Below are 23,053 nucleotides of genomic sequence, written 5' to 3' on the forward strand. Positions count from 1 at the left end.
TCCAAGGTAGTAGGCAAATTAGGTTTCCTCCAAATATCCGAATGTTTGTTCCTATCCACTATATCAAAATCGCGTCAACGAAGGAAGTCATTTCAAATGACTTGCTGGCTGAACACGACCGTTAGAGAGTAAAGTTAATACATAAAAAACATGGAGTGTGATAGATAAATGACCGATACGTTAAATATCGAGGAATGGTTGGAGCGGGAACGGGATCGTGACACTGCTCTAGTCGTGCTCATGTGCGGGATCGCCGGTTCTGGGAAAACTACATTTTCCCAGAGATTGGAGGAACAAGGATTCATCCGTCTTTCTATTGACGAGGAGGTGTGGAACACGCATGGCCGTTACGGAATCGATTATCCGGTTGAGAAATACAGAGCCTACCTGGATGAAGCGCATGCAAGCTTGCGAAAAAAGCTAGTAACATTCGTTCAAGACAAAAAGCAGGTTGTGGTCGACTCCAGCTTTTGGAGCCGTTCCGCGAGAGATGACTATAAACGGCTTATTGAACATTCGGGAGGAAAGTGGAAGTTAATTTATTTAAAAGTACACCCTGATGAATTGCGAAAGCGCCTCAAGGTCCGGAGCCAACGTTTCGATGCGAACGCCGCCTTTCCTATTACCGAGGAGACGTTGAACCATTTTCTTAACTCGTTTGAAGAGCCTCAGGGGGAAGGAGAAATCGTCGTAGAACATGTGATAGAGCAACAATAGCCGGCAGATTCTGCTGGTCGTTTCAGCGGATTACTAAAAGGCTGCCGTACGCACGGCAGCCTTTCGCAGTTCTACAGGAGGAACATTAGCGCTTCTCATCTCAGCACAATTTTTATTACAGTTCTACAGTAATTTTTCGCGATATCCCCATCGTTTTGATCAGAATATTTGGAACAATCAGCAGCAGCACGATCGCGCCGTAGACGCCGACGGTATAACTCAAAGCATATTCCAACCCAAAGCCCTGTTGAAGGACGGATGTGATCAGATGAATGAGCAGGTTCGTAAAACAAAACGCATAACTTCGAATCATCCAGTTGCGGTGCCGAATGACCCGTTTCTTCTTAATTTGAACGAGTGCCGTCACCGTAATGAACAGCCAGATTAAATTCAGCGCGTTAAACGTCATGCTCGTCACCTTTCCTCCGGTGGCGTAAGGGGCCATATACCCGGAAGTGATAACGACAAGCAGCACCGACACCATATATAGGTATCCGTTGATCCGGTGGAATTTGCGGCTTTTTTGAAAAATGCGTTTGGAAAAATTGACAAGCCCAGCCGCCATGGCGATGCACGCAAAAGCAACATGTATGCGCATGACACTTAACCACGCCGGGAGGTGAATTTCACGTTTAAGACCGGTTTTATGGCTTAAAAAGCCTTCCGCACCGGGATCAATTATAAAATTATCCAATAAAGCGTAAAGGATAAACAAAATACTGACACAAACCAACACACCATATAAGATATTTCGTTTGTTCACTTCATTCACAACCCCCGTTAGCACTTCATTTCATTGTTAAAAAGTTGATTTCAAGCGCTTACCGACGACCCTGGAGGCCGGAAGCACGCCGGCTTTGGCGGTGCCGTGCAGCTCGCCGCCATCGACGGTTACATCAAATTTCAGGTTTAAACGCATTGGCTTGGTCACTTGCTGGGACCAGGTCAGCTTGTTGCCTTGAATGACGGGACTCATAAATTTGACCGTTTCATCCCCTTGGGTGGCCGTTCCGTGGACTTCACCATGGCTTGTTGCGATCGAGAGCTTGACATCCATTTTGCCCACGGGCGTTGCAATGGTCACATCCCAGTCTCCGTCGAAAACGGACTCTGTTTGTTCGAATGTGTTTTGAAGGGGAGGGGACAGTGGACTCACAGCTTCAGTACTCAGCACAAGGTTCGATTCCTTGTCTGTTTTGGTCTTTTCCGAGTTCGGCACCATCCCCTGTGCCCGCCACGCGATACCTCTCCGCTCGTATTCGAACAGCTCCTCGATCGCATGGGCGATCCGAGGGCCAAGCTCACGTTCCACCAGATGCAGGGCAACATCGAGCCCGGACGTTACGCCTCCGCCACTAACCAAATTGCCGTCATCCACGACACGTGCCTTAACCGGCAGAGCGCCGGTTGCGCCAAGAACGTCCATGCCGAAATGATGCGTAACGGCCCGTCTGCCTTCCAGCAAGCCTCCCATGGCCAAAACCAAGGATCCGCCGCATACGGTGGAGACAATGATGTCTTTCCTTCCGAGCGCTTCCCTGATCATGCCGGTCAATTCGGTATTTGCGGTTCGTGCCAATATGGCTGGGACGGAATCGGGACCGTCGCCTTCGACATCCCCGGCTGCGCCGGGAACGAGAATAATCCCCGCTCGATTTGGATCTAGTTTGCCGGCTGCTGCAATAGGCAGGCCCTGGGTGCCGCTGGCCACAGCTCTTGCTCCTTCGGCGGTGACAAGCTTCACCTCCAACGCATCATTGGACATCATCGCCGCGGCACAGAAAACTTCATAAGGTGCCAAGGCATCCAGCAGGTCGAAGCCATCAAAAAGAACGATTTGAACGGTTAACATCGATACATCCTCCTTCATTGAAGACGAAGCCCGTACGTTCAACATCAGCCCCTTGTGTTTTTTCCGCGGGACACGATCACCGAACGGTACATTATGGGTCATCATCGTTATTTGGTCAGCAAGTCCTTAAGCCGGCTATATTCCTGTTCGTCCATTTCACCTTTGGCCATCCGGTTTTTGAGAATCCAGGCAATGTCATCCTCCCGGCGGGGGCTGATACCGGACTTGTGACGAATGGAATAAATCCGAACCGCCAAAAAACAAAAAAGCGTGATACAAAACAAAGCGCTAAACACGTATACACTGCTGTTATCCATGGTCAACCTCCTTCACGAACAACATCCTATCAAATGAATATCTCGAATGAAGAAATAAAAGTGTCACAAAACGATAAACATTGCATCACAAAATGGGTAGGGCAGTTAGCTCTTCCCTAAAAAGATGATAAACTAGATGCGAAGGTGGGATGTACATGAGCGGAGGCCATACGATTCTCGTTGTAGACGACGATCCCAGCATCGTCGAACTGTTGAAAGACTTTTTGGAGAATGACAATTTTCGTGTGATCACGGCCTGCGATACGGCAGAGGCGTGGGACATGTTCGAACGGAATACGGTTCACGCCATCATTCTGGATATTATGATGCCGGGACAAAACGGGTTTGATTTATGCCGCCGGATTCGTGCGGATAGCGACGTTCCAATCCTTTTTCTGAGCGCGCGCAGCGATGACGTGGACAAGATCCGGGGGCTGACGCTCGGCGGCGACGATTATATCGTGAAGACGGCTTCTCCGGGAGAAATTGTCGCCAGGGTAAAAGCCGTCCTGCGGCGCACCGCTTCGCGGGAGCATACGAAGGAAAGGATCCTTGACTACGGCCGGATCCAATTAAACTTGTCCACCAGGGAAGTTTTTGTGGATGGGGTCGGCATCGTGCTCACCCCGAAGGAATACGATTTGCTGCGATTGTTTGCCGAACATCCAAGGCATGTATTTTCCTACGAGCAGCTGCTCGCCAAGTTTTGGGAAGGGATCGGCGACCGGCATACGATTCGGGTCCATCTCAGCCGGCTCCGGGAGAAAATAGAGGTTGATGCAAATCATCCGCAATTCCTGGTCAACGTGTGGGGAGTAGGGTATCGCTTCGAGGGAGGATAAGATGAAAACACTTCGCATTCGCACATTTACGATACTCTGCCTATTTATGATCACGCTCGTGCCTTGGGTATTTTTCGTTGCAGCCAACTTTCTGGAAACCCATTCGCTAAAAATCGGCTCAAACCAGCCGTACGATGAAAGTCTGCAGAAAGATATAAACGAGGCCATTCACATGATTGAGATGGGCTCGGGCCAATGGCAGGATCCGAACTGGCAAGGCCAGCTGCAAAGCGAACTGCGTCAAACCAAGCTGGACGCGGTCATATTATCAGGTTCTGATGAGGAGATTTATCGGTCTACCGAGCGTGAAGGTGGTTTGCGGTCAACCGAGCGGTTCTCCGTCATCGAGAATGGTCATTTGCTTGGAAGGGTGGTTCTTTACCTGCCCAAGTCCAATACGCTTCCGATGATATCGGCGTTTGCCGGATTGCTGCTCGCATTTTTCATCGTTGGCGTAGAGATGCGGAAGTTCCTGCTGAAGCCCCTGGAGAAGATGAGCCGGGCCGCCAGGCAGATTGCTTCAGGCGATTGGGAGGTGCGGTTACCGAAGTCCAGAATTACGGAAATCGCTGAAGTAGGGGACGGATTTGATGTGATGGTAAAAGGGCTGCGAACGTCATACCAGAAGCAGGTAAAGCTGGAGGAAGAACGGCGCTTTGTCATATCCGCAGTCGCGCATGATTTGCGCACTCCGCTGTTCGCCCTGAGGGGATATTTGGACGGCTTGGAGCAAGGCATTGCCCAAACGCCGGAGAAAATTTCAAAGTATGTGGCGGTTTGTAAGGAGAAATCGGCCCAGTTGGATCGGTTGGTGGAAGACCTGTTTACTTTTACAAAAATGGAATATTGGGATCGTCCATTGAACAAGGCGCCAATCGATTTACCGGTCGTGTTCCAGCAATCCATCGACAGCTTGAGTCCCGGTGCCGGGCATAAAAGTATTGTAATCAACAGCCATCTGGCCGCCGATTGCATCGTTAGCGGAGATGCGCATCTGCTGGAACGCGCACTGAGCAACCTGCTGGATAATGCGGTGAGGCACACCCCGCAAGGCGGTACGATCGATGTCCGATGTAACAAGGAAGAAGGCAAAATCGCGTTTATGATCCGAGACAACGGGCCGGGGTTCACGGCGGAAGAGCTGGAGCGCGTGTTCGAACCGCTGTACCGCGGGGAAGCATCCAGAAACCGTTCGACCGGAGGCAGCGGCCTGGGGTTAACCATCTCGCAGCGAATTATCCGGCAGCATGGAGGCGAACTCACGGCAAGCAACGATCCGCAGGGAGGCGCAAGGCTGACGGGCTGGATTCCAGCTGCAGACTCACATCTTTCTTGATGGAACTTACTGCGGATAACACTTTGAAATAGGCTGGTCACTGCCATTCGGCGGCCGGCTTTTTTTGTGTTTAAGCAGCTGCTTCTATTTCGTTCAGTTGGTCCTGATTTGGCAATATGTCAGGTTGACTCGACAATTTTTTATTTTCCTTTATATAATATGTATAAATTTCCCCCGTTAAGAAGCAGCCCCGTACCAATTGGAAATTTGTCATTTTGTTGCGCAAGTACAAAGTGTTACCATCTCTTCCAGCAGTAACCTTAGAGAAACAAGCGAATATTTTTTTCTGAGGATTGGGAAGCGCTTGCATATAAATTGCCAGTCCAACGCCATATAAAACAAATTTAAAGCAGACTAATAAGGGTGGTATAATATGAATTTATCAACGCTGCGAAGATGGCTGTGGCCGCAAACGAGTTTCCAGGGAAAAATCTTTATGGCCTTCGGCCTGATCACATTTCTGTCCATCGTCTCCGTCACTGCCATCGTCTATATGAATATGCGCGAGACGATCAAGCATAACGCGGTCACTTCCGTCTCGGACAGCATCCGGCAGGCAGATGAATCACTTAATGTGATGCTCGAGGAGATCGACCGGCTGAACACGGTTGTCGTAACCAATAAAAACACGGTGATCAATACGATCATGAGCCCAAACGAAGAGCCCAGTTATGAATGGTTCCTGGAACAGAAACGAATTACGGAGTATTTATCCGGATTGATTCAATATAAGCCTTATATTTCCCGCATGGCGGTCGTCGGGCTGAACGGAAAAGTATTTTTTACCGGCGGTCCCTGGATGGACCGGAGCGTTCTGGGTACTCCGATGCTCAACTACATGCTGCACAACGGATCGCGTCATGCGTATTTTAAGCCGGAAGGAACGGCGGATGCCATTACCGTCGGCCGCGAGATTCGCTATAACCGCGAGACGGTCGGCATCGTCATGGTTGACTTGGACTATGACTTTATTAAAAAAACGTACGGAGTCAAACCGACCGCGGACAGCATGCTGTATGTTCTTGATGAGCAAAACGGCTATGTGTATCAATCCGAGTCTGGGCCGTCTTCTTATGCGCCTCCGCTGGACAGAATCGTCCAGATCAAAGGGAAGCTTGCCGGAGATAACGACGTCGTGGAGCAGAAGATCAACGGCAGGTCCTACATCGTGGTCAGCCGCCATTCCGAATATACGGGCTGGAGCACGCTGGCACTGATTCCGCTTGATTCGTTACTTAGCGAATCGACGCGAATCCGTAATTTGATGACCGAGGTATCGATCATCGTCTTTATCGTCATCCTGATCGGTTCCCATCAGGTTTCTTCGCGGACCACAATAAATATCCGGCGGCTCAGATCGATGATGATGCAGGTGAAGGACGGGAATCTGTCGTTTCCCCGAACGGAAATTCACTCCAAGGACGAAATCGGACAGCTGTACCGCGTGTTCATCAGCATGGTAGACGAATTGAAACGGCTGATGGAGGGCATCCGATTAAGCGAGAAGAAGAAGCGGGAGGCCGAGCTGACCGCCCTTCAGGCGCAAATTCGTCCGCATTTTTTGTACAATTCGCTGAATACGATCAAGTACTTGGCCAAGCTGAACGGGGTGCCCAATATCGAGGAAGTATCCGGCTCGCTCATTGAGCTCATGCGGGGTTTACTTGGGAACTCCAACGAATTTTTAACATTGCGCGAAGAGCTTGACTATGTGAACAGCTACATATCCATCGTGAAATACAAATATTTGGAACCCATCGAGGTGCACACGCAGATCGAAGACGACGCTTTGCTGGATTGCCGTGTGCTGAAGCTGATGCTCCAGCCTCTCGTCGAGAATGCAATTATGCATGGCATCTGCCCATCCGGGGAAGGGGGCTTCGTCCTGATTCGGGTCTATGCGGAGCATCAAGAACTGAGAATCGAAGTCACGGACAACGGCCGGGGCATGACGCAGGACCAGATCGACGCTCTTCTTGAAGCAGCGGGACGTGAGGATACGCCGTCACGCTTCAGCAGCATGGGCGTACGCAATGCGAACGAACGGATCGTAAGAATGTTCGGCGATTCGTACGGTTTGAGCTTATACAGCGAGCCGGGACTATATACAAAGGTAGAAATTCGTTTTCCGCAAATTCGTAACAGCGATCAATCTGATGAAGAGGTGGTCTGATGATGTTTAAAGTACTGTTGATCGACGACGAGCCGTTGATTGGCAATGTCATTCGAACGTTATTCAACTGGAAGAAGCACGGGTTCGAGTTCGTCGGCGAAGCATACAGCGGGACGGAAGCATTGGGGATGATGGAGGAGTCGCAGCCCCACATCGCCATTATCGATGTGAACATGCCGGAGATGAACGGGGTAGAGCTCCAAGGCATCCTCCGTGAGCGGTATCCGTCGGTTAAGACGATCATGCTCAGCAGTTATGACGATTACGATTATGTCCGCGAATGCTTGCGGAATGGGGCGGTCGACTATTTGCTCAAGCACCGGCTTGATGAGGCGCTGCTGCTGAACGTTTTGGGCAAAGCCGTTAAGGATTTACAGGAAGAAGACCGTGTGGAGGAAGGAAGGCTGGCGAGCAAAAAAATAGCGGAGACGATGAAACCCGTATTGATCAGAAGCCGCATTGCCGAGCTGGTGAGAGAGAACGGGGAAGGGACAGGTAGCCTTGAGGTTGCAGGCGGGCTGGAAGGCTTGTATCCAGGTGCTGTCCGTTATGCGGCAGCGGCACTGCAGATCATCCCGTTCCTGCTGCTGACGGAATCGTTCAGCGACAGCCAAACAAACCGTCTGGTGCAGCAGGCGGTCGATGTGATGCAGCAGAGCCTTGGAGATATCCATGAACGGACGGCCGCTTATGTGGAGAACGGGCGGTTGATGGTCGTGTTTGCGTTCAAGGAGCGCAGCGAACATGCCGGCAGCAGCGAGGCGCACCGTTGGATGGGCAAAGTTCAGCATGCGCTGGAGCTGATGCTGAATTTGAAATCTGTCTATGCTCTTGGGCATCCATGTGCTAGCTTGATGCAGCTGGGGACGAGCTACAGATCGGCCGAAAAGGCGCTCGATACCTCTCCTGCCGTGGAGAATGGAATACCATCCGAACATGTAACCCATAAGGAGCCTGCTGCAAAAGAAAGACCAAACGTGCAGCATCTTCGCGTTGCCTTGACCATTGAGGAACAGAAACAGCTGCTTCTTGCCCTGGAAAGTCTGGACCAGGAAAGGATGCAGCAGTTGATCGCCTCCGTCTGCGGTTCTGTATGCCATCAGCCGCTTCATTCGCCTGCAGTGCAGATGATTGTCAGCGAGCTGCTTCAAACCGGCGACAAAGCTCTGAAAAAGTCCATTTCCACGCCTATAGCAGAAGCCGCCATGTCCGAACTCCCACCGCGACGCGATCTGGGGCGGATCGGCAGCATGGATGAGCTTGAGGAATGGCTGAAATCCTACTTTACCGCCTTGCTGAATTTACTGAAGCGTCAGCGTGCTGGAGGCAGCTATTCCCGGCATGTCTCGCAGGCTATTCATTTTATATTGGAGCGGTATCAAGGTTATATCAACTTGGAAATGGTGGCAGCTTCCATCGGGCTCAATCCCTCTTATTTAAGCCGTTTATTCAAAGAGGAGACGCAGTGCAACTTCTCGGAATACGTGAACCGCATACGCATCGACGCGGCCCAAAAGCTGCTGGAGAGCGATCAATATTCGGTCAAACAAATCAGCAGCCAAGTGGGCTTTACGACATATAACTACTTTTTCAAAGTGTTTAAGGAGCTGACCGGGATGACGCCGCATGCTTATGTGGAGAGCCTCCGTCCGGAACGACAGCGGTCGAAACCGTAAAATATGTGGAGTAAATAGTCAAATAAGTAGAATTTGCTGTCATGCCGGGTGAACTATAATACTCACATGCACCAGGGAAACGCTTTCAACTGTTCCCAAATATACAAAAACGGAGGTCATAGAATCATGTACAAACTTTGGGGTAAATATGCGCTGAGCACAGCGCTCGTTTCCGCTTTACTGCTCTCGGGCTGCAGCTCCAACAGCGGTTCGGGATCCGAAGCCAAGACGGCGGAGCCGTCCGAAGCAACGGTGAATGAGACCGGGTTTCCGCTAACTAAAGAGCCCGTCACACTGAACATGTTCACCCGGATTGCCCCGCTGAATGGTCCTTTTAAGGACATGCCGGTGTTTCAGGATTATGAAAAAATGAGCAATGTGCATGTAAACTTCACCGAAGCGCCGACAGACGGCTTCCAGGAGAAGAAAAACCTGCTGTTCGCGTCCAATGAGCTGCCCGACGCTTTTTACCGCTCAGGCATTACGCCGCTTGAAGCGACGCAGTATGGTGCCGTTGGCCAATTGATTCCGCTGGAAGACCTGATCGACAAATATGCGCCGAACCTGAAATCACTGATGGAACAGTACCCGGAAATCCGCTCGGCGATCACGACACCGGAAGGCCACATTTACGCGATTCCGGGAATCGTGACGCTTGCAGCCGCCCGTACGGATAAGAAGTGGATCAATGAAGCGTGGCTGAAGAAGCTGGGCCTGAAAGAGCCCGAAACGACGGACGAATTGTACGATGTGCTGGTGGCCTTCCGCGATAAGGATCCAAACGGCAACGGCAAGAAGGACGAAATTCCGATGACCGCCCGGGCGGGCCTGGCTGTCGTCAACTTGATGAGCGGATCGTTTGGTCTCGATCAGCAGCTTGGCTACAACATCAATTTGGAGAACGACAAGGTCAACATCTGGATGGGCAGCGAGAAGAACAAAGAGATGCTCATGTACCTGAACAAGCTGTACAAAGAGAAGCTTCTGGATCCGGAATTGTTCTCGCAGAAGGAAGCACAGTATTTGGCCAAACAGGGCTCGGGCAATGCCGGATTTTTCTTTGATCAGACGAACAATAACTTTCTGCCAATTGCCGACCAATATGTAGGGATTGCGCCTCCGGCAGGTCCGCACGGTGATCGGCTGCAGGCCCAGACAGCGCCGGTGCCGCGTGACTTTGGTGCCTTCGCCATTTCGTCCGTCAATAAATATCCGGAAATCACCATGCGCTGGATCGACTATTTCTACAGCGACGAAGGATCGACCCTGCTGCGGTTCGGGCGAGAAGGCGAGCACTATGAGCTGAAGGACGGAATTCCATATTATAAAGAAGACTTCCTGAAGACCGATAACCAGCCAAAAATTACACCTTATGCAGGGGGAGGAGCGCCACACCTCATTAGTGATAAGGTAGCCTCTTATATCAATCCTCCTCAGGTGCAGGAAGCTCAGAAGAAGCTGGATCCATACATGCCGAAGGTCCGTTATGCGGCTCCGATGTTCGACGAGAAGACGGCACAGGAAGTCAACATCCTCCGGAACGATATCGACAAGTATTACGAAGAGCAAAGCACGAAATTCATTGCCGGTGCGCTCAGCTTCGATAAATGGGATGAATTCCAATCCACGCTGAAAAAGATGCAGATCGACAAGCTTCAGGAGATGTATCAAGCAGCCTATGACAAGATGGAAAAGTAATCGAATTTGATGATATTTCCTCATGAGGTAAGGAGTAGATGGTTATGAAGAGCGCGCAAGTCCAGGTGACGGCCGCTCCATCCCGGGTTTCCGCAAGACGGGGGAGACGCATATGGATTCAGATGGTCAAGCGGTACGACCTGTATCTCATGCTGCTGGTGCCGATCGCCTGGTATTTGATCTTTCATTACGGGCCGCTGTACGGTCTGCAAATTGCTTTTAAAAATTTCAACCCCGCCAAAGGAATTATAGGCAGCGGCTGGGTCGGCTTCGATCATTTCGAACGGTTTTTCGATTCGTATTATTTCGGGCGGCTGCTGTGGAACACGTTATCGATTAATCTGTTCTCGCTGCTGATCGCTTTTCCAATTTCCATCGTGCTGGCGCTGATTGTCAATGAAATTCGCAGCAAGTCGTTCAGTAAGCTGCTGCAAAATATTACGTTCATACCGCACTTTATTTCCGTCGTCGTCATCGTAGGCATCCTGAACGTATTCCTCTCGCCTACGACGGGGCCGATCAATTCGCTGATTGAGGCATTCGGCGGTTCGCCGATCCGATTTCTGGAGGAGGCCGGCTGGTTTAAAACGATTTTCATCGGCTCGAACATATGGCAGAACATGGGCTGGCAATCCATCATTTACATCGCGGCGCTCAGCGGGATCAATCCCCAGCTGTACGAAGCGGCGAAGATGGACGGTGCCTCCCGGTTGCGGCGCGTGTGGCATATCTCCTTGCCGGGAATCGTTCCCGTCATCGTGATCATGCTGATCCTGGACATCGGCCATTTCATGGACATCGGATTCGAGAAAATATTACTAATGCAGAACAATTTGAACCTTGAGGCGAGCGATGTCATTTCCACGTTTGTATACACGACCGGTATTCTCAAAGGAGAGTACAGCTACACCTCGGCCATCGGGCTGTTCAACTCGGTCATTAACCTGGTGCTGCTGCTATTGGTGAACCGGTTTGCACGCAAAACGTCGGAAACGAGCCTTTGGTAAAGGAGGACCATGCGCCATGTCTAAACAAGCTGCTGCTATGATCAGCAGACCCAGGGATGAGCGGGTGTTCGATGCGATCGTGTATACGATCGCATCGCTCATCATTCTGATCGTGCTTTATCCGCTCATTTTCGTGGTCAGCGCTTCGTTCAGCGACCCGGCGAAAGTGCTGAACGGGGAAGTATGGCTGCTGCCGAAAAGCGTGTCTTTGGACGCGTACTCGAATATTTTTCATAACGGAAAAATATGGACGGGATACATGAATACGATCATTTATACGGTAGTCGGCACGATCGTCAATATGATCCTGACCATATTGGCGGCTTATCCGCTGTCAAGACCAGACCTGCCCGGCCGGAAAATGCTGATGGTCATCATTACGCTTACGATGTTTTTTGGCGGCGGGCTGATCCCTACTTATTTGCTTGTCAAAAATCTGGGCATGCTGGACACGATGTGGGCCTTGATCGTTCCTGGAGCGATCTCCACGTACAACCTGATCGTTATGAGAACGTATTTTCAAAGCAGCATCCCTTGGGAACTGCAGGAGGCCGCCCACATCGACGGATGCTCGAACTGGCGGCTGTTGATCAACATCATCCTGCCCCTGTCCAAGCCAATACTGGCCGTTATGGTGCTGTTTTATGCCGTCGGCCATTGGAACTCATTTTTTAATGCCCTGATCTATATCCGCGACGAGGGACGGTATCCGCTGCAGCTTGTCCTGAGGGAAATCCTGTTGATCAGCCAGACCGACGCCGTTGACGGCAACGTCGGACTGGAGAGTAAGGTGCTGCTTGCGGAAAGTATCAAGTACGCGGTCATCATTATTTCCAGCCTGCCGATTTTGATTATGTACCCTTTTGTGCAGCGGCATTTTGTCAAAGGCGTCATGATTGGCTCCATTAAAGGATAGACATGGGCAGACGCCTTTATTGGCGGCGTTTAATAACATCTTACTTATGGAGGTACATTGTGCAAACGAATGCGATGATAACAATCGACTGCAGCCGGCCTGCTGAACATACGGTTAACCCTTATCTCTTCGGGCATTTTGTGGAAGATATTCGCGACCATATGGAAGCGATGCTGGCCTTTCCCTTAAGAGATATGGATTTTGAAAGCGAGAAAGCCGGAGAGAGCGCCGTGTCGGGAAGCTGGTTCCCCTTTACGAACGGACGAAATACGCAATATGCGCTGGAAGCGCCGGCACTGAGACATTCAGGCCGCGCTCAGCGCATTCGGATCGTGAGCGACGATGAGGCATACGCTGGCATCGCACAGAACGCTGCGCTAAAGGGACCGATGACATACACGGTCCGGATTGTCGCCCGCGCATCCGTTGAGCTCCGTTATATCATACTGGACGCGGTGGACCGGCGGACAGAGGAGCTTCTTGGGCGTGTGAAGATGGAGCTCAAAAGCCACAATTGGCAGGAATACGAAGCCAGCCTGCCCGTCTCCAGAAACTGTGCCGACGCGGAGATCCGTGTCTATGTTCCGGCAGACCATCCCCGCTGGACCGACCATGTTTCCACCGGCATGCTGTGGCTCGATCACGTATCCCTGCTTCCTGAGGACAACATCGGCCTGGTGAAACGCGAGGTCATCGATATGGCCCGGCCGCTGAATGCGGGCATGATGCGCCTCTCGGGGAATTACATCAGCGCTTACCACTGGGAACATGGCGTGGGTCCAGTACTGGAGCGGCCAGTGATGTACAACGAAGCTTGGGGCGGTTGGACCAGCAAGTATTTCGGGACCGACGAATTTATCCGCTTTTGCCAAGAGCTGCAGGTGGAACCGCTGATCTCCGTCAATGACGGGTCCGGTACGGCTGAGGAAGCCGCACGGTGGGTGGAATACTGCAACGGAAGCATCGACACGCCGATGGGAGCGCTGCGGGCGGCGAACGGTCATCCCGAGCCGTACAACGTACGGTATTGGGAAATCGGCAACGAAGTATGGGGCGACTGGCAGGTGGGAACCTGCTCCGCCGATGAATTCGCCAAGCGCTGCAAGGCGTTCGCGCTAGCGATGAAGGCGGTTGACTCGTCCATCGTCATCTTGGGCTGCGGGCATACCGACCCGGAATGGAACAAGCCGGTACTCGATATTGCGGGCGAACAGATCGACTACTTGACGATGCATTTATACCACGGCTTCGGACGCTTTGGGATGAACCGCGATACGCCGGCGGAGGAACGATATAAAGCCATCGCAACGTTCCCGGAATGGACCCGTGAAGATATCCGGCAGGCGGAGGAACTCATACGCGCGAACCCGAAGCACAGCCATGTGAAGCTCGCCGTCACCGAGTACAACACCATGTATTTTCCGAACACGGTCCGCAAAGGGCTGCCGGATGAGCACACGCTGGGGGCCGCCGTGGCCAACGCCGCCAACCTAAGCGAAATGCTCCGCAGGAGCGATATGGTGCACATCGGCAGCTTCTCCGATCTGGTGAACGGTTGGCTTGGCGGCTGCATCCGTGTGGGCGATTACTACGCCGATCAATACCGCGGCAAGAAGCCCGGCTGGAGCGGCCTGCCGCTTACAGTGTACGGAACGCCGACCTATGAAGTGTTAAAGCTGTACGCCAACCGGGACATCCGGCGGATCCTGCCGGTGGATGCAGAGTGCGGCACCTTTGCCGTGCAGTCGCCGAAGCAGACGCGCATCGGGCTTGATGCGGTGCCTGACTTGGACGTGACCGCAGGTATTAACGAGGACGGCAGCGTCATCACTTTGTTGATCGTGAACCGCAGCCTGCATGAAGTAAAGGCGAAGCTTGATCTGCTTTCATTCGAACCTTTCGGTGACACTATTTTACATGAGATCACAGGCGACTCTTTCGAAGACATTAACTCCGTTTTCGAACCGGAGCGCATCAAATGCGTGCCCCGTGTCGTTCCGGTTTCAGCTTGGCAGGACGGTTATCCTTTACGGAAAACATCGGTGTATGCGGTAGAAATCAAGAAAGAACAAAGGTCAGGAGTGGCAAAATGACAACCAGAGGCTATATCAAGGATTATCCCAGGCCGCAGTTCGTCAGAGGCGACTGGATGAGCCTGAACGGAGCGTGGGATTTCCGATTCGACGACCATAACGCGGGAGAACAGGAACGCTGGCAGGAGACGTTCGCTGAAACGCATAAGATCAACGTTCCTTTTACGTACGAAACCCGGCTGAGCGGAATCGGGATCGAAGAGTTCCACCCTTACGTCTGGTACAACAAAAAGGTACATATCCCGAAAGAAGCCGGGGGAAAACGGGTCATCCTGCATTTTCAAGCCGTCGATCACGTTGCCAAAGTGTGGATCAACGGCCAAATGGCCGGCAGCCACCAGGGCGGGTATGCCGCCTTTTCCTTTGATATCACGCCATATTTGGTCTTTGGCGCCGATAACCAAATTACGGTGAAAGCAGAAGACAGCGACAGCTGCACCCAACCGCGCGGCAAACAGCGCTGGACGAAGGACAACTTCGAATGCTTTTATGTCCAGACGACGGGCATTTGGCAGACGGTATGGCTGGAATATGTAGAAGAGCAGCGGCTGGAAACCGTCAAAATCACACCGGATGTCGACCGGTCGATCGTCCGTTTCGATTACCAAGTGGAGGGGGTGGAAACTTCAGGCGATTTGAGGCTGGAGGCGATCGTTACATTGAAGGGCAAGCCTGTGAAGCGGGTGAGCTTAGTGATTGACCGCCCCTGCCTGACGGTGGAAGTGGATCTGATTCATGAGGCGAACGGGCCGTGGAAAAAATGCCTTTGGTCGCCGCAGCACCCGAATCTGTACGATGTTGAGTTTGTCCTGACTTTGGACGGCCAAGTGGTGGACCGCGTCTTTTCCTATTTTGGAATGAGAAAAATTTCGATCGAAAATGGCCGGGTCCTGCTGAATAACGTGCCGATCTACCAAAGGCTGATCCTGGATCAGGGGTACTGGACGGACAGCCATTTGACACCGCCGAGCGAGGAAGCCCTGATCGAAGATATCGACAGCATGTTAGCGATGGGCTATAACGGTGTTCGCAAGCATATGAAAATCGAAGACGCCCGCTTCCTCTATTGGTGCGACGTCAAAGGTCTGCTGGTATGGTCTGAAATGGCTGCGACCTTTGAATTCCACGATCTGGCGGTCGAGGCGTTTACGAAGGAATGGCTGGAGATCGTCCGGCAGCAGTACAATCATCCGAGCATTATCACGTGGGTTCCTTTCAATGAATCTTGGGGGATTGCATCGATCCTTCGCGACACAAGACAGCAGAAGTTCACCGAGGGCATTTATCATTTGACCAAAGCGATTGATCCGTACCGGCCGGTGATTACAAATGATGGCTGGGAGCATACCGTATCCGATATTTTGACACTGCATGATTATGTCGAAAATGGAGACGGGTTCATGAAACGGTACTCGAACCTGGAGGCTGTCTTAACATGCGAAACGACCTGTAACCAATGGAAATTCGCTTTTGCCGAAGGGTATGAATACCGGGGCCAGCCTATAATGATCACCGAGTACGGCGGCATTGCGTTCCGGTCGGACAAAGGCTGGGGTTACGGACGTCAAGTCTTAACTGAAGAGGAGTTTCTGAGCCGGTTCGAGGGATTGACGATGGCGATCAAGAGTGTGGATTCCATCGTTGGCTACTGCTATACGCAGCTGACTGATGTACAGCAGGAGATTAACGGGATTCTGAACGAAGACCGTACGCCAAAATTTCCGCTCGAGAAAATTAAACAGATCAATATGGCATAACCGAACGCCGATACTCCAAGAGCCGAAAGAATCATATTTCTTTTGGCTCTTGCCGTTATCAGATCCATTTACGAAAAACGTAATCTATCGTACAAATTAGGGAGGTAATATCATAGTGAAATCCTTGCGATGGCTAATGATGGTAGCGGTTACATTTTCCCTGATCATCACGGTACCCACCGAAACCTCTGCTTATCAAAACCCGAGAACACTTCCTGACGAATGGGGGCAGTATGGACTCGGAGATCCTTACGTTTTGAAATTTAACGGATATTACTATTTGTATGTGAGTACAAGAGATACGGATGACGGCGTTAAGGTGTGGAGTTCCAAGGACTTGGTGAACTGGTCCTACCGGGGTTTGGCCGCAACGGACCCGATTACGCATGGCGCTTATGCACCTGAGGTCGTCTATTGGAACGGCATGTTCTACATGTATACATCGCCGGCAGGCCAAGGACATTACGTTCTCAGCAGCACGAGTCCTACCGGTCCGTTCAACGTCGTTACCGGCAATCTCGGCAAAACGATCGACGGACACGTCTTTATCGACGACGACGGATCGTTTAGCTTCTATCATGCCGGTCAGGGACGCATCGATGCAGCACCGATGAGCAGCCCGACCTCGATCGGGGCGAGCTCGTCTACAGGTGTCGGTATGGGAGGCTGGACCGAAGGGGCGACCGTCTTCAAGCGGAACGGCAAATACTATATGACTTATACCGGCAATCACGTGTTTAGCAAAGGATACCGGGTAGATTATGCGGTGAGTACGACAGGTCCGCGGTCCGGTTACGTTGCCGACAGCCTGAATCCGGCGTTAATCAGCACGGAAGGCCCGACCGTGGGACTTGGTCACAACACGGTGGTGGTCGGCCCTAATCTCGATACCCATTACATCGTGTATCACAACTTGGAGGGGCCAGGCGTAGTCGGTCCGCTCCGTCATCTGAATATGGACCGCATCGTTTGGAACAACGACAAGATGATCGTTCAGGGACCGACAACAACGCCGCAGCAGGATCCGGCGATGCCCACATTCTACGATTACTTCGACCGGACATCGATCGGCAGCGGGTGGACCAATGTCAACGGCGGCCATTGGGGCATCTACAATCAGGAGCTGATGTGGCAGGACTCGATCGGGGATACGACCTGGTACAAACAGATTTCGTCGGCATCCAGCGCTTCCGATTATACGGCTGAATTCAATACGAAAGAAATGAAGCGGGGCACTTCCGCCAGCCCAAGATACGGGGCCACCTTCTCGTATACGGATGAGAACAATTATGGCGTAGCGCTGCTAAGCTCGAAAAATAACCGCCTTGCGACGTCCTTCCGGATCAACGGTGTGGATCAAGCGTGGCAAACGTTCGACTTGCCTGCAGGTTTTGATTACACGAAATGGCACAGCATTCGCATCGAGAAGTCCGGCACGACGTTTAAGTATTACGTCGACGGCATGCTGAAAGGGACGCGGACGGCCAATTTGGGCGGAGGTAAAATCGGTGTCCTGACGGAAGATACGCATGCGGATTTCGGCTATATCGCTGTCAGTAACGATGTCAACGGAAGCAGCGCATGGGATGCTTACAAACCGGTTCCAGGCACGATCGAAGCGGTGCATTACATGAAAGGAGGCGAGGGTGTCGCCTATCATGACACGACCGCGAATAATATCGGCGGCGCGTACCGCACGGACGCGGGCGATATTCGTCTCAATAGCGAAGGGCTGTTTAATCTGGGCTGGAATCAAACGGGAGAATGGTATAAATACAAAGTCAACGTGGAATCAAGCGGTTATTACGATATCGACTTCCGAATGGCCACGACGATGAACGGTGTGCAAATCCGCCTGTGGGACGGATCGACGGACGTAACGGGAATCATCGACGTGCCAAACACAGGGGACTGGGATAACTGGCAGACCGTAACGAAGAAGGGAGTCTATCTGAACGCCGGGCAGCGGGAGCTTCGAGTCGAATTCGTCAAAGGCGAGGCCGATTTCTCGCGGATGACGTTCCATAAGAACGCACAAGTCCCAGCGCTTAGCGATGACTTTAACGATGGGAATGACAACGGATGGACGCGCTTTGAAGGGACATGGGCCGTAGAGAACGGCGAGTACAGCGCTGGAAGCTCTGGACCTGCCAAGTCCACGATCGGTGACGCGAACTGGGCGGATTACACGGTCGAAGCCGACGTCAAAATGATCGACGCTGGAGGCGACGGTGGATTGCTCTTCAGGGTGTCCAATCCTTCCCATGGCACAGAGCGGGGGCAAAACAACTATGACGCCTTCCAGGGGTACTACGCCTATTTGACGACAAGCGGGGTTAACCTCGGCAAGATGAGTTACAGCTGGACATTCATCCAAAGTGCGCCGCAGACTTATGCGACAAATACCTGGTACCATATGAAAGTGGTGGCAAAAGGGACAAATATGAAAGTTTACGTGGATGATATGAACCAACCGAAGATCGATTATACGGACAACAGTCTGAACCCGTTCACGCATGGCAAAGCAGGCGTCAGAACGGCCAATAAGCATACGCATTTCGATAACTTTAAAGTTTCGCCGTAAGCCGTAACAGGAAGGTATCTCGATCTCTGCGTACTCTCCGTAACAGCAGCAGCCTGCCGATTTCTGGATCGGCAGGCTGTTCTCAGGATAGCATCATTTCGATTTATAAAAATCCTCCGCTTTTTGGATCATATGTTTTTCTTCGTCCGGCACATCCGTATCGTAAAAAACGGCTCCGACCGGGCAAGCTACCTCACAAGCACCGCACTCAATACAAATATCCGCCTCGATAAAAAATTGGTCCGGGCCTTCCTCAATGCAGTCTACCGGACAAACGTCCACACATTCTGCCGCTTTTTCATCAATACATCCCGAAGTAATCACATAAGGCATTGGGTCTCACCCTTTCGATGAAATGCTTGCTACCGGCGTATGACGCGTACCGGTAAAGAAATCAGCGTCTGTCCGGCGGCGGATGGGGTCAGGTGATCTTCCAGCTTGAATCCTGGAACGGGCTCGATCCGCTCAAATTGGTCCATGAACAGCCCCAGACCGATATTGGCTTCCAGCCGGGCCAGCGGTGCTCCCAGGCAGAAATGCGGGCCGTTGCCGAAGGTCAGATGCCGTTTATTGTTGGAACGATGGATGTTCAGCGTGAACGGGTCCTCAAAAACCTCTTTGTCCATATTCGCAGCACTCATCCAAGCTACGACGACGTCACCTTTTTTTAGCTCCACGCCGAGCACGTTATTATCCTGCTTCACCGTACGGTCCATCTTCGCCATGTGGAACCGGTAGCGAAGCATTTCTTCCACCGTATTCGGAAGAAGCTCGCGGTTAGCCTGGACCTCGCCATAGATCTGGTCGTTATCATACAGGAAGGAATAGAACGTGCTGGACAGCAGATGGCTTGTCGTCTCAATGCCGGCCCCGAGAATGAACATGGTCATCCGGACGATTTCGTCATCGGTCAAACGTTCGCCATCGACCTCGGCCTGGATCAGATCGGAAATAATATCATCGGTGAGCTGGCTTCTTTTGGCAATGACATGCGGATAGAGATAGTTGTAGTAATTTATAGCCGCCTGCCGCTTCAGCTCCTGAACATCTTCGACATTGTCGGCCGGAAGAGGGAGGAACAGATGATCGACCCATTCCTTAAACAAGAAGCGGTCTTCAGAAGGAACGCCAAGCAGGTCGGCGATCACGATGGTGGGCAGCGCGCTTGAGAAGCTCTTGACGATGTCGATGACCGGTTCGTCACCCATGTCCCTGATCAACTGGCTGACCACCTCATGGATGCGCGGTTCCCACAGCTTCAAGCTTCTTGGCGTGAACGCCGCCGACAGCAGGCTGCGGCTTTTGCGGTGTTCCGGAGGATCCGAGCTGAGATCGACCCGTCCGGAGTTATGCTGACCCTCCTCATTATCGGCGCCGACGCTGATCGTCGTCCGTGCTCTCACGCTGGAGAAGTACTCGTAATCGCTCAATACTCTTTTTACATCTTCATACCGGAAGACATTCCAGGAATTCGTTTCCTCATTATAGCTGATCGGATCATGTTCCAAGTGGTGCCTGTACCATTCAAAGGGGCTGAATTCTTCCACGGCGGATCGAAATTGGGTGATTTTAGCTAAGGAGATAATTTCCTTCTGCATAATACTCCCTCCCGGTTTGAATTATTTGGAATATAAATAAATTAACATATGTTAATTTAACATATAATCTCCAGAGGAACTACGACCGAATGACCTATGCCTAAAGGTCCGCTTACCGGTTGTAACGGTTGGATCTTGACCATGGGCGAACCCTTAGGCCTCACTCACGACGCCTTTTTGGATCGCAGCTTCGGATGAAATCTCAATACTCCGGGACGTGCGCTTGATAAAGAACGAGAGCAGCAGGCCAACAATACCGATGCCGATAATGACAACGTAGGCGTCGTTAATTCCTTGGATGGTCGCTTCAAGCACCAGTTGCTTCTGATTCGCCGCTGCGCCGCCGGACGTCATCATGTCCGTCAGATGCGTTTTCGTCCGGTCGGACATGACCGTTACCAACAGGGAAGTACCGACCGCACCAGCCACTTGACGCACGGTGTTGGATATGGCTGTTCCATGCGCGTTTAATCGGGCAGGCAGTTGGTTGAGACCTGCGGTCTGAATCGGCATCATCAGCAGCGCCATACCGATCCGGCGTCCTGTCGACATGAGCAGCAGATACGCATAGGTGGTATGATCCGTCAAGTTGATGAATCCGGCTGTGGTTGCGATCGTAATGATCAATCCGGCAACGGCAAGCCATTTGGCGCCAAAGCGGTCAAACAGTCGACCGGTGACGGGCATCAGCAGTCCCATCACAAGCGCACCCGGGAGCATCAGCAATCCGGATTCCAGGGCGGAATAGCCGCGTGCATTTTGCAGGTATAACGGAAGCAGCATCATATCCGCATACATGACCATCGTAACCATGATGTTGATCACCGTGGTCAGGGAGAACATGTTGTATTTGAAAGCCCTGAGATCCAGCAGGGGTTTCTTGGAAACCAGCTGTCTCCATACAAACATCCCGAGGGCAATCACACCGACGGCAATGGACACCAGTACTTCGGAGCTGGACCATCCTTGGCTCCCTGCCTGGCTAAAACCGTACAGCAGCGTGCCGAATGCGACTGTGGACAGAACGACGCTGATGATGTCCATCTTGGAGCGGACGGTCTCCGACACGTTTTTCAAATAAATAAAGCCGCAGATAATGACGATAACGGCAAGCGGGATCATGCCATAGAACATCGTTTGCCATTTGAAATTTTCCAGGATGTAACCGGCAAGTGTCGGGCCGATCGCCGGAGCGAAAATGATGGCGAGTCCCATCATCCCCATAGCCGCGCCCCTCTTTTCCGGAGGGAACAATACCAAAATTACGTTGGTTAACAGCGGCATGATGATGCCGGCACCTGCAGCCTGAATCATACGTCCCGTGAGCAGAACCGGGAAGTTGACCGCGAGGGCGGACACAATGGTTCCGACGAGGAAGATCATCATCGAAGCTTGGAACAGCTGGCGGGTGGTGAACCTCTGCATAAAATAAGCCGTAATCGGAATCAGGATTCCATTGACCAGCATGTAGCCCGTGGTCAGCCATTGAGCCGTGGTGGCCGAAATGTTGAAATCAATCATCAATTCCGGGGTGGCCACGCTCATGACCGTCTGATTCAGTGTTGCGAGGAAGGCGCCCAAAATCATAATGATTAGAATCGGGCCCTTCTTGACCGAACTACTGGTTGTGTCCATAGGATGACTCAATCTACTCCTTCCTTTCTTTTCTCTCTAGACTTAATTTACAATGTGTTGGATAATTAACATTGTATAAATGAGATTATAGACAGAACCGTTGGAGCTTACAAACAACGTTTTCACTAGAAAATGTAAATTAGTTATCGTTTAACTGTTTAAATGTTGATTAGTGATGAGAATTACTGCACATTGCTATTAAATTGTCTATTACGCAGGCCAGGAGAAAGGAAGGAAAAAAATGCCCGACGTTTCCAAACAGCCGACCGACCCCAGAGTGCTTCGTACAAGGCAGCTCATCAAGGATGCTTTTATCGATCTGCTGCAGGAAATGGATATCGAGAAAATGTCCATCAGCCGGATCGCCGAACGTGCCACCATTAACCGTGTCACTTTCTATTTGCATTACCGCGATATTCCCGACATGCTGGAAAAAATGGCCGATGATATGATCGAAGATTTCAAGCAGGCGGTGGGCATTGAGCCGGAAAAACCGGCAACCGAGGAAGAGGATTGGTTCATGATGCTGCGGCTGCTGGAGCATATTGCGGAGCATCACAAGTTCTACAAGGTGATCTTGGGATCGCGGAAGGCGCCAATATTCAGTGAAAGGCTGTTAAATATGCTGACCGAGTTAATTTCGGCAAGAATCGAAGAGATGGGGACCGAGTCTTTTTGTTACAAAGCAGGCATACCCAAGGACATCGCCATCTGGCATGGATCGGCAGCCCTCATTGGTACAATCGTGGCCTGGCTGCGCAATGACATGCCTTACACACCGGCCTTTCTCGCCAAGCAGTTTTATTTGCTGACGCGAAGCCGGATGGAAACGAAGGGAGAGTGAATGGCTGG

At 51.6% G+C, this 23,053-nt stretch carries 18 protein-coding genes; 12 read left to right on the top strand and 6 right to left on the bottom strand.

Going from position 1 to position 23,053, the window contains the following annotated elements; genetic code table 11:
• Nucleotides 1-168 precede the first annotated feature (168 nt).
• On the top strand, nt 169-717 hold the full coding sequence (locus KI379_RS12455) for an AAA family ATPase (protein WP_089547267.1): 549 nt from the start codon (nt 169-171) through the stop codon (nt 715-717).
• A gap of 115 nt (nt 718-832) precedes the next feature.
• Here the strand turns inward: KI379_RS12455 and KI379_RS12460 are convergent, their stop codons facing one another.
• The 3 genes from KI379_RS12460 to KI379_RS12470 all read right to left on the bottom strand — a co-directional run bounded on the left by KI379_RS12460 (nt 833) and on the right by KI379_RS12470 (nt 2,886).
• Nucleotides 833-1,480 (bottom strand): DUF2306 domain-containing protein, encoded by a 648-nt coding sequence (locus KI379_RS12460; protein WP_212983749.1) that lies wholly within the window; start codon nt 1,478-1,480, stop codon nt 833-835.
• A 36-nt stretch (nt 1,481-1,516) separates the two neighbouring features.
• Nucleotides 1,517-2,569: a DJ-1/PfpI family protein gene (locus tag KI379_RS12465; RefSeq protein WP_212983750.1), complete on the bottom strand. Its 1,053-nt coding sequence runs from the start codon at nt 2,567-2,569 to the stop codon at nt 1,517-1,519.
• A 107-nt stretch (nt 2,570-2,676) separates the two neighbouring features.
• Nucleotides 2,677-2,886: a hypothetical protein gene (locus KI379_RS12470; RefSeq protein ID WP_089547270.1), complete on the bottom strand. Its 210-nt coding sequence runs from the start codon at nt 2,884-2,886 to the stop codon at nt 2,677-2,679.
• A gap of 155 nt (nt 2,887-3,041) precedes the next feature.
• On the opposite strand from KI379_RS12470, the gene KI379_RS12475 reads away from it, so the two are divergent.
• The 10 genes from KI379_RS12475 to KI379_RS12520 all read left to right on the top strand — a co-directional run bounded on the left by KI379_RS12475 (nt 3,042) and on the right by KI379_RS12520 (nt 18,968).
• Nucleotides 3,042-3,728 (top strand): response regulator transcription factor, encoded by a 687-nt coding sequence (locus tag KI379_RS12475; RefSeq protein ID WP_089547271.1) that lies wholly within the window; start codon nt 3,042-3,044, stop codon nt 3,726-3,728.
• A gap of 1 nt (nt 3,729) precedes the next feature.
• The gene (locus KI379_RS12480; protein ID WP_212983751.1) at nt 3,730-5,064 is read left to right on the top strand and encodes a sensor histidine kinase; all 1,335 of its coding nucleotides are present in this window, start codon (nt 3,730-3,732) and stop codon (nt 5,062-5,064) included.
• 373 nt (nt 5,065-5,437) lie between these two features.
• Nucleotides 5,438-7,237, top strand: a complete 1,800-nt coding sequence (locus KI379_RS12485; protein ID WP_212983752.1) for a cache domain-containing sensor histidine kinase — start codon at nt 5,438-5,440, stop codon at nt 7,235-7,237.
• Nucleotides 7,237-8,913, top strand: a complete 1,677-nt coding sequence (locus KI379_RS12490; RefSeq protein ID WP_244879271.1) for a response regulator transcription factor — start codon at nt 7,237-7,239, stop codon at nt 8,911-8,913. The genes KI379_RS12485 and KI379_RS12490 overlap by 1 nt, the downstream gene beginning before the upstream one ends.
• A 126-nt stretch (nt 8,914-9,039) precedes the next feature.
• The gene (locus tag KI379_RS12495) at nt 9,040-10,611 is read left to right on the top strand and encodes an extracellular solute-binding protein (RefSeq protein WP_076165616.1); all 1,572 of its coding nucleotides are present in this window, start codon (nt 9,040-9,042) and stop codon (nt 10,609-10,611) included.
• Nucleotides 10,612-10,655: 44 nt separating this feature from the next.
• Complete coding sequence (locus KI379_RS12500; protein ID WP_244879272.1) at nt 10,656-11,618, top strand: ABC transporter permease; 963 nt, start codon at nt 10,656-10,658, stop codon at nt 11,616-11,618.
• Between the two features lie 16 nt (nt 11,619-11,634).
• Nucleotides 11,635-12,534, top strand: coding sequence for a carbohydrate ABC transporter permease (locus KI379_RS12505; protein WP_076165610.1), 900 nt, complete (start codon nt 11,635-11,637; stop codon nt 12,532-12,534).
• Between the two features lie 59 nt (nt 12,535-12,593).
• A complete protein-coding gene (locus KI379_RS12510; protein ID WP_212983754.1) occupies nt 12,594-14,627 on the top strand; it encodes an alpha-L-arabinofuranosidase C-terminal domain-containing protein in 2,034 nt (677 codons plus the stop codon).
• Nucleotides 14,624-16,384 carry a glycoside hydrolase family 2 protein gene (locus KI379_RS12515; RefSeq protein WP_212983755.1) on the top strand — a complete coding sequence of 587 codons (1,761 nt, stop codon included), beginning with the start codon at nt 14,624-14,626 and terminating at the stop codon, nt 16,382-16,384. Before KI379_RS12510 ends, KI379_RS12515 begins: the two co-directional genes overlap by 4 nt.
• A 115-nt stretch (nt 16,385-16,499) precedes the next feature.
• The gene (locus KI379_RS12520) at nt 16,500-18,968 is read left to right on the top strand and encodes a family 43 glycosylhydrolase (RefSeq protein WP_244879273.1); all 2,469 of its coding nucleotides are present in this window, start codon (nt 16,500-16,502) and stop codon (nt 18,966-18,968) included.
• Between the two features lie 93 nt (nt 18,969-19,061).
• On the opposite strand, the gene KI379_RS12525 is transcribed toward KI379_RS12520, so the two are convergent.
• The 3 genes from KI379_RS12525 to KI379_RS12535 form a co-directional block, all read right to left on the bottom strand.
• Nucleotides 19,062-19,301, bottom strand: coding sequence for a DUF362 domain-containing protein (locus KI379_RS12525; RefSeq protein WP_116230504.1), 240 nt, complete (start codon nt 19,299-19,301; stop codon nt 19,062-19,064).
• A gap of 29 nt (nt 19,302-19,330) precedes the next feature.
• Nucleotides 19,331-20,566: a cytochrome P450 gene (locus KI379_RS12530; RefSeq protein WP_212983756.1), complete on the bottom strand. Its 1,236-nt coding sequence runs from the start codon at nt 20,564-20,566 to the stop codon at nt 19,331-19,333.
• A gap of 153 nt (nt 20,567-20,719) precedes the next feature.
• Nucleotides 20,720-22,201, bottom strand: coding sequence for a DHA2 family efflux MFS transporter permease subunit (locus tag KI379_RS12535; RefSeq protein ID WP_212984711.1), 1,482 nt, complete (start codon nt 22,199-22,201; stop codon nt 20,720-20,722).
• Nucleotides 22,202-22,442: 241 nt separating this feature from the next.
• Here KI379_RS12535 and KI379_RS12540 point away from each other — a divergent pair, with 241 nt between their 5' ends.
• A complete protein-coding gene (locus KI379_RS12540) occupies nt 22,443-23,045 on the top strand; it encodes a TetR/AcrR family transcriptional regulator (RefSeq protein ID WP_089547278.1) in 603 nt (200 codons plus the stop codon).
• Nucleotides 23,046-23,053 lie beyond the last annotated feature (8 nt).

The sequence above is a fragment of the Paenibacillus cineris genome, from assembly GCF_018333335.1.
GTDB lineage: Bacteria > Bacillota > Bacilli > Paenibacillales > Paenibacillaceae > Paenibacillus_AQ > Paenibacillus_AQ favisporus.

What these genes read in the sequence shown, in the direction of transcription:
- KI379_RS12455 (WP_089547267.1), top strand. Translation starts at nt 169, where the DNA reads ATGACCGATACGTTAAATATCGAGGAATGGTTGGAGCGGGAACGGGAT.
- KI379_RS12465 (WP_212983750.1), bottom strand. Translation starts at nt 2,569, where the DNA reads ATGTTAACCGTTCAAATCGTTCTTTTTGATGGCTTCGACCTGCTGGAT.
- KI379_RS12470 (WP_089547270.1), bottom strand. Translation starts at nt 2,886, where the DNA reads ATGGATAACAGCAGTGTATACGTGTTTAGCGCTTTGTTTTGTATCACG.
- KI379_RS12475 (WP_089547271.1), top strand. Translation starts at nt 3,042, where the DNA reads ATGAGCGGAGGCCATACGATTCTCGTTGTAGACGACGATCCCAGCATC.
- KI379_RS12480 (WP_212983751.1), top strand. Translation starts at nt 3,730, where the DNA reads ATGAAAACACTTCGCATTCGCACATTTACGATACTCTGCCTATTTATG.
- KI379_RS12485 (WP_212983752.1), top strand. Translation starts at nt 5,438, where the DNA reads ATGAATTTATCAACGCTGCGAAGATGGCTGTGGCCGCAAACGAGTTTC.
- KI379_RS12490 (WP_244879271.1), top strand. Translation starts at nt 7,237, where the DNA reads ATGATGTTTAAAGTACTGTTGATCGACGACGAGCCGTTGATTGGCAAT.
- KI379_RS12495 (WP_076165616.1), top strand. Translation starts at nt 9,040, where the DNA reads ATGTACAAACTTTGGGGTAAATATGCGCTGAGCACAGCGCTCGTTTCC.
- KI379_RS12500 (WP_244879272.1), top strand. Translation starts at nt 10,656, where the DNA reads ATGAAGAGCGCGCAAGTCCAGGTGACGGCCGCTCCATCCCGGGTTTCC.
- KI379_RS12505 (WP_076165610.1), top strand. Translation starts at nt 11,635, where the DNA reads ATGTCTAAACAAGCTGCTGCTATGATCAGCAGACCCAGGGATGAGCGG.
- KI379_RS12515 (WP_212983755.1), top strand. Translation starts at nt 14,624, where the DNA reads ATGACAACCAGAGGCTATATCAAGGATTATCCCAGGCCGCAGTTCGTC.
- KI379_RS12525 (WP_116230504.1), bottom strand. Translation starts at nt 19,301, where the DNA reads ATGCCTTATGTGATTACTTCGGGATGTATTGATGAAAAAGCGGCAGAA.
- KI379_RS12530 (WP_212983756.1), bottom strand. Translation starts at nt 20,566, where the DNA reads ATGCAGAAGGAAATTATCTCCTTAGCTAAAATCACCCAATTTCGATCC.
- KI379_RS12535 (WP_212984711.1), bottom strand. Translation starts at nt 22,201, where the DNA reads ATGGACACAACCAGTAGTTCGGTCAAGAAGGGCCCGATTCTAATCATT.
- KI379_RS12540 (WP_089547278.1), top strand. Translation starts at nt 22,443, where the DNA reads ATGCCCGACGTTTCCAAACAGCCGACCGACCCCAGAGTGCTTCGTACA.